This is a genomic window from Candidatus Zixiibacteriota bacterium (genome assembly GCA_022865345.1).
Lineage (GTDB): Bacteria > Zixibacteria > MSB-5A5 > MSB-5A5 > RBG-16-43-9 > RBG-16-43-9.
The window spans coordinates 1-3,035 of record JALHSU010000198.1 but is presented as its reverse complement, the minus strand read 5'-3'; the positions used below and the strand labels follow the sequence as shown (position 1 = coordinate 3,035).

Below are 3,035 nucleotides of genomic sequence, written 5' to 3'. Positions count from 1 at the left end.
CTGAGATTTCTGCAGACTTTAACTGAGATAGCAACAGAAAAGAACTCCACTATCCTTTTCCCGGTGCCGATTGACCTTTTCACTCCCTTTATAAAGAAACTGCAAGAAGGTACGGAGAAAAAAGAGTAGATTCGAGTAAGACGTAAGATGTGAGATGATAAAAAGGCTGGGGGAGGAATCGGATTTTTCCCCCAGACTTCATTTCTATAATTATTGATTTTCGTAATGTGACCCTTACAGGGGCTGTCAAAAAAGTGAAACTAAGAGAGTGTCATTCTGAGCGAAGCGAAGAATCTCTCCCTGGATCAAAGAGATTCTTCAGTCGCTACGCTCCCTCAGAATGACAGGATGTTTTTTTTTCAACACACCCTTTTGGGTCGTATAGATGCGCCCGGTGTAAAATCGGACGCATCTATTTAACCGAATTTTAAAAGGAGCAAGGATGAAGAGGCTTGTCTGGACAATTGCAGTTTTTCTTACCGGATTTGGTATTTACCTCACCGACGCTCAGGCAAAGATTCCGGGTGAGGAAAACCTTATTCAAAAAATAAAAGAGGTCTTGACTCCTGTAGTTTCAGCTCCAAAGAGCTTGCCACAAGATTTTCATCCGGTCTGCGCCACTCCTGCTTTTGTCTGGATTACCGGACACAGAAATGAGCTTAGTCCGGAGGCGCAAAAAGAGCTTTCTTTACTGATGCCTCAACGACCGACCTACTCTCTCCCTGCTGTTGAGAAAACCTACAATACTCCCAGCGGGCATTTCAAGATACACTACGTTACCTCAACCATTGATTCGGTTTATCAATCGCATGTGGTTGATTCCTCAGGCGTCCCGCTGTATGTCATTTTCATAGGAGGAATAGCGGATTCTGTGTGGACTAAAGAGCTTGATACGCTCGGTTACAATCCTCCGCCATCAGATGGCTGGTACCCTGGCTGGCCCAATGGAGGGGATGGAAGGTACGACATCTATTTGGAGTCGATGGCATACGGTTACCTGGGTTACTCGCAGCCGGAATATTATGCTCCCCCGGATTACATTGGAGCTACCAGTTATGTAGTCCTCAGAAACGATTATAGCCTTTACGGCGGGAATTACAATAATTACCCCAGAGTGACCACTGCACATGAGTTCTTTCATGCAGTTCAGTTCGGATATGATGTAAATGAGATGGAATATGTGCCGTCAGATACTATCTGGGCATATCATCCTTACTGGATGGAGCTTACTGCTACTTGGATGGAGGATAAAATCTATGACAGCATTAATGATTATGTGAGTTATCTTCCTTATTTCTATAATTACCCCTGGCTCTCCTTAAAAGCTTTTTCCTATGACCCTGGTGATCCGAGCAGGTATTATCACGCCTATGCTGCCTGCGTGTGGGCTTTTTATTTATCCGAGAAATTCGGGGTCGACGTTATTAAAAGCATATGGATAAGATGTGGTCAACTTCAAGGAGACAATGTTTTGCCTGCTACAGAGGCGGTCTTGATAACTAAAGGTAGCTCCTTTAACCAGGCTTTCAGAGAATTCTCTATCTGGAACTATTTTACCGGTTCCCGGGCGGATACGGTTAATTTCTATTCCGAAGGGAATGGTTACCCGTTAGTCAACATTTACCCCACTCAGGTCTATTACTCCTATCCGGTAAGTGTGAGCTCGGTCCCGTATCCGCCTGAAGTTTTAGGAACAAATTATGTAATGTTTATTCCAGAAGTTAACCCAGGTGGACTAAGTCTTAATTTCAACGGTTCGGATTCAGCTAAGTGGAAAGCCTCGTTAATAGGCAATTCGACCTTTCTCCCGATCTCTTTTACCGAATTCAATTTAGATAGTTTGCAGAGCGGTAATGTTAAAATACATAACTGGAGCTATTATGATAACATTATTATGATCCCGGCAGTTATCACCCAGACCTCAGGCTCTTTCAACTACAGCTATCAAGCGCTATATGACAGCACGCTGACGAAGGTTGAAGAACAACAAGTTCAAGTGCCGAACACTTTCTCCCTGTCTCAAAACTATCCAAATCCTTTTAACCCCTCCACGACCATACCCTTCACTGTTAATAGTTCACAGTTCATGGTTCATAGACCCATCCACACCACCCTCAAAATCTACAATATACTTGGGGAGTTAGTGAGGACGCTTTTGGATGAGGAAAAGATGCCGAGTGATTATCAGGTGGTCTGGGATGGAAGAGATGATAAGGGTGAAAAAGTTAGCTCAGGGATTTATTTCTACCGGTTAGAAGCAGGAGGTTATGCTGAGATGAAAAAGATGGTTTTAATAAAATGACGGATAACGAATAAAAGATAAAAACCCTGTAGTCGTCGGGTCCCCTGACCCAACGGGCTAAATCAGTAATCCCGCCTTGCCTCAAGGCGGGATAGTCATTTGTATGAAAGAAAAAATTGAGAGAGAATTTCAGAAACTCTGCAGGCTTGAAAAAAGAAAAGGGGTTATTGGATTTGCTCCCTTGAAAGAGGTAAAGCTTCTTCCAGTTCAGAGAGATTATCTTAAGAGAAAACTTGCAGGTTTTGATTTTTCTAAACCAATTACGGCGATTTCCATTGGAGTTTTTTATACTCCGGAGGAGATTAAATCGATTCCGGATTGCTGGATTGCAAAGGGAACCAAATCTGGCAACTGGAACACCTATGCTCGAGCCTGCGGAGAAATTAACCGTATCCTGAACCGGATTTCTCAAGCCCTGGCTGAGAAGTTTAGCGGGATCAGAGAGCAAGCCACGGTTGAGGGATACACTCATAAAGTCAAGAAAGTGGAGGAATATTATGATATGTGCATCTCCCATCGGGCATTCGCACAAGAGGCAGGATTAGGCTGGAGAGGTAAATCCGGGCTGATAATAAGCCCTGAGAATGGTCCTGCTTTGAGGCTCTCGACAATTTTCATTCCATATAAGATAAAATCACCAAAAAGGAATTTTCAGGGATGCGGAGATTGCCAGGCATGCATGCAGGTATGTCCTTTTCTAAAAGGTCAGCAAGATTACAGACAGGGATGTCTG

At 43.6% G+C, this 3,035-nt stretch carries 3 protein-coding genes; all 3 read left to right on the top strand.

Going from position 1 to position 3,035, the window contains the following annotated elements:
- The coding region (locus MUP17_10020) for a slipin family protein (GenBank protein MCJ7459317.1) at positions 1 to 129 on the top strand (129 nt) is incomplete at its 5' end.
- Between the two features lie 313 nt (positions 130 to 442).
- Positions 443 to 2,302, top strand: coding sequence for a DUF6055 domain-containing protein (locus tag MUP17_10015; protein ID MCJ7459316.1), 1,860 nt, complete (start codon positions 443 to 445; stop codon positions 2,300 to 2,302).
- A 103-nt stretch (positions 2,303 to 2,405) separates the two neighbouring features.
- Positions 2,406 to 3,035 (top strand): hypothetical protein (locus tag MUP17_10010; GenBank protein MCJ7459315.1); only part of this gene is annotated, 630 nt, incomplete at its 3' end.

What these genes read in the sequence shown, in the direction of transcription:
- MUP17_10015 (MCJ7459316.1), top strand. Translation starts at nt 443, where the DNA reads ATGAAGAGGCTTGTCTGGACAATTGCAGTTTTTCTTACCGGATTTGGT.